The sequence below is a fragment of the Alcanivorax sp. HI0083 genome, from assembly GCF_001635175.1.
The window spans coordinates 1-4635 of sequence record NZ_LWFX01001485.1; the positions used below are offsets into that span (position 1 = coordinate 1).

The following is a 4635-nucleotide window of genomic DNA, read 5'->3' on the forward strand; positions in this document are numbered from 1 at the left end:
CCTTGATTGAAGCCCCCGGCATGGTGTGTGCCGGCATGGCCTACCGCATCACGCCGGATGTGTTCGAGCATCTCGACCATCGGGAGAAGAATGGCTATCTGCGCTTTCGCACGCCACTGACCTTTGCCGACGGAGATCTGGCGGACGGTCTGGTCTATATTGCCACCGAGGACAATGCGGCCTTTCTTGGCCAGGCGGACGAGCAGGCCATTGCCGAGCATATTGCCCGCAGTGAAGGCCCCAGCGGCAGCAACCGAGATTATCTGCTCCACCTAGCCAAAGCCCTGCGGGAGCTGGGTGCTTTGGATGAACACGTCTTCCGGATTGAGCAATTTCTGTTGGCAGGGAATGATTAATCCGACCTGAGCAGATTGTCATGCCGGGCTTGCCCCGGCACCTCCTGCTGCTGGCAGCGCCTTTCAGAGAGACCACACGAACGTGAAGTAGATACCGGAGCACAAGCGCAGAGCAGAGCAGAGCAGAGCAGACGGAGTCTGGACCCGAAGGGGGGAGCGCAGCGAATAACCCCGGCATGACGGTAATACCGTTCACTTAAGGTTCTGTGCCAGACCTGAAGCCTTCGCGATGTAAACATCGCTTCCCCCCCCCCTCAAACTTCGGGATTGGTGGGAAGTCATGCTCGCATGACGAAGATGTTCGCGCAGCGCTGCTTCTCCTGAGTGAACAGCATTGCGGTATGACGGAGGTGTTGGATCAAGGAGCCTCTCAATCCCCTGTCTGCATATAACGGTCCCAATACCCCGTTTGTGGCTCGATCTGCTCCACCACGTCCACCCACAAACCGGAAGGGTCGCGCAGGCCGAAGCGGCGCTGACCAAAGGGCTCGTCACTGAGCGGATACGCCACTTCGCCGCCACTGGCCTGGAAATCCGCCATTGCCTGACGGGCATCCTGCACTTCAATCTCCAGGCACACACCTTGCCCGCCGAAACACTCAGGCCCCGGCGGCGCCGAGGGATGATCCGGGCTCATGAAGGCCACCACGCTGCCCTGCTGCTCATTGCCCAGCAGCACAAACCAGTCGCTGTCGAACAGCACATCCAGCCCGAAATGCCGCTGCCAGAAATCCCGGCAGGCCACCTTGTGGTCGGTGACCACGATGGGGTAGCGGTCGCTGATTTTCATCTGATACCTCCTTGTAAAAAAACAGACAGGCAGTCTGCTTTGAGAAAATAAAAACAAACTGATAGTCTGTTTGTCAACCAAAAGAGGAAAACCATGGCCACCAATGCACAGCGCCGCGCCCAGACCCGCGGCTGCCTGATCAATGCCGCCCGCCACCTGTTTGCCGAACAGGGCTACGCCGACACCAGCACGGACACCATTCTGTCCGGCGCCGGGGTCACCCGTGGCGCCATGTATCACCATTTCCGCAACAAGGCAGAGCTGTTCGAAGCGGTCTGTGATCTGCTCAGCCAGGAAGCCATGGCTGCCATTGAGAAAGCCGTGGACGGCCAACGCGGCAGCCTGGCCACCCTCAAGGCCGGCAGCCTGGCCTGGGTGGATTTCATGGCCCGGGACAATGTGCGGCGCATCCTGGTGGTCGAAGCTCCCTCGGTACTGGGTCAGCAACGCTGGCGGGCCCTGGATGAGCGTTACAGTTTCCCGCTGTTGCGCGAGGGCATTCGCGAAGCCATGGCGGAAGGCGCCCTGCACTTTGCTGGCAGCGCCGAAGGGCTCGCGGAGCTACTCAATGGCGCCATGAATGCACTGGTACTGAATGACCCAAGGGGAGAGAATTTGCCTCAACGACGCCAGGACCTGCTGGCCCTGTTTGATCGCTTTTGTTGATTGCTTCCGCGGAGACCCCCATGACTGCCTGCCCCTGCCAGTCCGGCCTGGATTACGCCCACTGTTGCCAACCCCTGCATCAGGGCAAGCCCGCCGCGTCACCGGAAGCGTTGATGCGCTCACGGTTTTGCGCCTTTGCCTTAAAAAATACCGATTACATTGCACAGAGCTGGCACCTGAGCCAACGCCCTGCCGGGCTGGATTTGGATGACGATCAGCAGTGGCTGGCGCTGGCGATCATTGCCAGCGATGAAGAGGGCGATACCGGCTGGGTTCATTTTCGCGCCACCAGCAAGGACCGTCACGGCCTGGGTGTGCTGGAAGAACGCTCGCGGTTTGTGAAGGAAAATGGCCACTGGTATTACCTGGACGGAACCCCCTCGGTAACAACCTTAAAGCCCGGCAGAAATGATCCCTGCCCCTGTGGCAGCGGCAAGAAATTCAAAAAATGTTGCGGGTGAAAGGCAGCAACGAGTTTCGATTTGCGAAAGGCAAAGCCGTGAGTGATTTTTTGGTTTCTAAACTCGCACGCTCACCATTCAGGAAAACGCCAGAAACCCGTCTTCCACTGGTTCTTCCAGCAGCATATGCCTGTCATAGGCATAATGGTTCATCACTTTCCACGGATGCCCCTGGCCCTGCCGAGGCAACAAATGGCTGGCGCGTTGTACATAACCGGACCCCAGCGCATCCATGATGGAATGGTCCTGCTGCGATTGCGCGCATTCGGCCCGGGGCGTCACCACAGCAAGCCGGTTTTCTTGCAGATAATTGAGCAGCCGGCACACGTAGGCAGCAGCCAGATCGGCCTTGAGCGTCCAGGACGCATTGGTATACCCGAACACCCAGGCCATGTTGGGCACTCCCTCCATCAGCACGCCTTTGTAAGTCATGCGCTGACTCACATCCAGCGGCGCACCATCAACCGATAACGTCATGCCGCCAAGCACCTGAAGATTCAGCCCGGTGGCGGTAACAATAATGTCCGCTTCCAGCTCCCGCCCGGATTTCAACAGGATGCCATTTTCCGTAAAGGTCTCGATATGATCGGTGACAATGGTCGCCTTGCCATCGCGCAGGTCCTTGAACAGATCCGCATCCGGCACCGCGCACAGGCGCTCGTCCCAGGGCATATAAGAAGGGCTGAAATGGGCCATATCCACGCCATCGCCCACATGCCGCTTGACGTTGGACAACAGCAGTTTGCGCATAAATTTCGGGTATTTTTTTGACGCTTTATAAATCAGGCGCTGCAGCTTGATATTGCGCCACCGTGCCATACCAAACACCCAGTCCGAAGGCAGCACCGCATCCAGCAGTTCGGATAATTTGTCATGGCCGGGAATGGAAAAAATATAGGAAGGTGAACGCTGCAGCATGGTGATATGAGCGGTTTCCTCCGCCATGGAGGGAACCAGTGTAACGGCCGTGGCACCACTACCAATCACCACCACTTTTTTATCCTTGTAATCCAGATCCTCCGGCCATTGTTGAGGATGGACACAGCGCCCCTTGAAGCGATCCATGCCTGGAAAATCAGGTAAATAGCCCTTGTCGTAATTGTAATAACCGGTGCAGCCAACCATAAACCGGGCGGTGAACGTCTCGGTTTCTCCACTATCTTCATGGGTTACTGTCACTGTCCAGCGCTGATCCTTTTCCGACCAGTCCGCCGAGGTAGTTTTCAGGCCATAGCGGATATGCTCTGTGACCCCAAAGGCGTCCGCCGTTTCATGAATATAATGACGAATGGAGGGCCCGTCGGCCAACACTTTCAATTCATTCCAGGGACGAAAACCATAGCCAAAACTGAACATATCAGAATCGGAACGAATCCCCGGATAACGGAACAGATCCCAGGTTCCTCCCATGGCCTTGCGCCGCTCAACAATAGCAAAACGCTGGTCCGGGCAATCCTTGCCAAGATGACAGGCCATGCCGATACCCGACAGCCCTGCACCGATTATCAGGACATCCACATCATTACCGGTGTGTTCATTATTTTCGGCATGCTTGTGCTGGCTAACCATGAGAACGCTCCCTTAAACAGCCGGTCAAATCATCACGTAAAGAGTTCCTTTACCGTTCACCATCCCATTGCCAACAACCACAGGCAACCGACTTTTTCTGCCTGCCCCGTATCCGCCAGGTCACGCAGCATGCATCCACGGAATGGCCCTTGCATTTTTACGTCCAAAGTAATCATCAGGCCGTTTCCAAGTCTATACAAAGCAGTACTTGGCCCCATTCCATAAGGGGTATAGCGTTAAACGAAAAGCAGAACAAAGGTGGCACCATGGCATCAACAGACTCAACCACCACACTCCCTGACTGGCACGACGGGAAACGTTACCTTTGGTTACTCAGCCCGGCGATCCCCGTGCTGGCTGTTTCGTTTCTTCTCATTTATCTGTTTATCTGGCCCTGGCCCGGGTTGCTCTGGGGCGGCCCTTTCCTCGTGTACGGTCTGATTCCCTTTGCCGATTGGGTGGTAGGGGCCGACACCAGCAATCCACCGGAATCTGCCGTCCCACAGCTGGAAAGCGATACCTACTACCGGCTGATTGTTTATGCCTACATCCCGACCCAGTATCTGGCCACTATCCTGGGCGCCTGGCTGGTGGCCAGCGGGGATGTGCCACTGTGGGGCCTGGTCGGTCTGGTCTTCAGTGTCGGCGCGGTTAACGGCATTGCCATCAATACCGCCCACGAACTGGGCCACAAGAAAACCCGATCCGAACGCTGGCTGGCCAAGATCACTCTGGCCCCGGTTGCCTACGGGCACTTTTTCGTGGAGCACAACAAAGGGCACCACAAAAACGT

General features: G+C 56.8%; 5 protein-coding genes and 1 pseudogene. 4 read left to right on the top strand and 2 right to left on the bottom strand.

Annotated elements, in window-relative coordinates; genetic code table 11:
- On the top strand, window positions 1–356 hold a 356-nt coding region (locus A3754_RS22515; RefSeq protein WP_197468787.1), incomplete at its 5' end, for a gamma-glutamylcyclotransferase.
- A 370-nt stretch (window positions 357–726) separates the two neighbouring features.
- Here the strand turns inward: A3754_RS22515 and A3754_RS22520 are convergent.
- Complete coding sequence (locus tag A3754_RS22520; protein ID WP_063521390.1) at window positions 727–1146, bottom strand: VOC family protein; 420 nt, start codon at window positions 1144–1146, stop codon at window positions 727–729.
- A 93-nt stretch (window positions 1147–1239) separates the two neighbouring features.
- Between A3754_RS22520 and A3754_RS22525 the strand changes: the two genes are divergently transcribed.
- Window positions 1240–1812: a TetR/AcrR family transcriptional regulator gene (locus A3754_RS22525; protein ID WP_063521391.1), complete on the top strand. Its 573-nt coding sequence runs from the start codon at window positions 1240–1242 to the stop codon at window positions 1810–1812.
- Window positions 1813–1832: 20 nt separating this feature from the next.
- The gene (locus tag A3754_RS22530) at window positions 1833–2273 is read left to right on the top strand and encodes a YchJ family protein (protein ID WP_063521392.1); all 441 of its coding nucleotides are present in this window, start codon (window positions 1833–1835) and stop codon (window positions 2271–2273) included.
- A gap of 78 nt (window positions 2274–2351) precedes the next feature.
- Here the strand turns inward: A3754_RS22530 and A3754_RS22535 are convergent, their stop codons facing one another.
- Window positions 2352–3842, bottom strand: coding sequence for an NAD(P)/FAD-dependent oxidoreductase (locus A3754_RS22535; protein WP_063521393.1), 1491 nt, complete (start codon window positions 3840–3842; stop codon window positions 2352–2354).
- A 266-nt stretch (window positions 3843–4108) separates the two neighbouring features.
- Between A3754_RS22535 and A3754_RS22540 the strand changes: the two are divergent.
- A pseudogene (locus tag A3754_RS22540) lies at window positions 4109–4635 on the top strand (alkane 1-monooxygenase); the annotation flags it as partial.

Excerpts from the sequence above, each read along its gene's own strand:
- A3754_RS22530 (WP_063521392.1), top strand. The coding sequence starts at position 1,833 with ATGACTGCCTGCCCCTGCCAGTCCGGCCTGGATTACGCCCACTGTTGC.
- A3754_RS22525 (WP_063521391.1), top strand. The coding sequence starts at position 1,240 with ATGGCCACCAATGCACAGCGCCGCGCCCAGACCCGCGGCTGCCTGATC.
- A3754_RS22520 (WP_063521390.1), bottom strand. The coding sequence starts at position 1,146 with ATGAAAATCAGCGACCGCTACCCCATCGTGGTCACCGACCACAAGGTG.
- A3754_RS22535 (WP_063521393.1), bottom strand. The coding sequence starts at position 3,842 with ATGGTTAGCCAGCACAAGCATGCCGAAAATAATGAACACACCGGTAAT.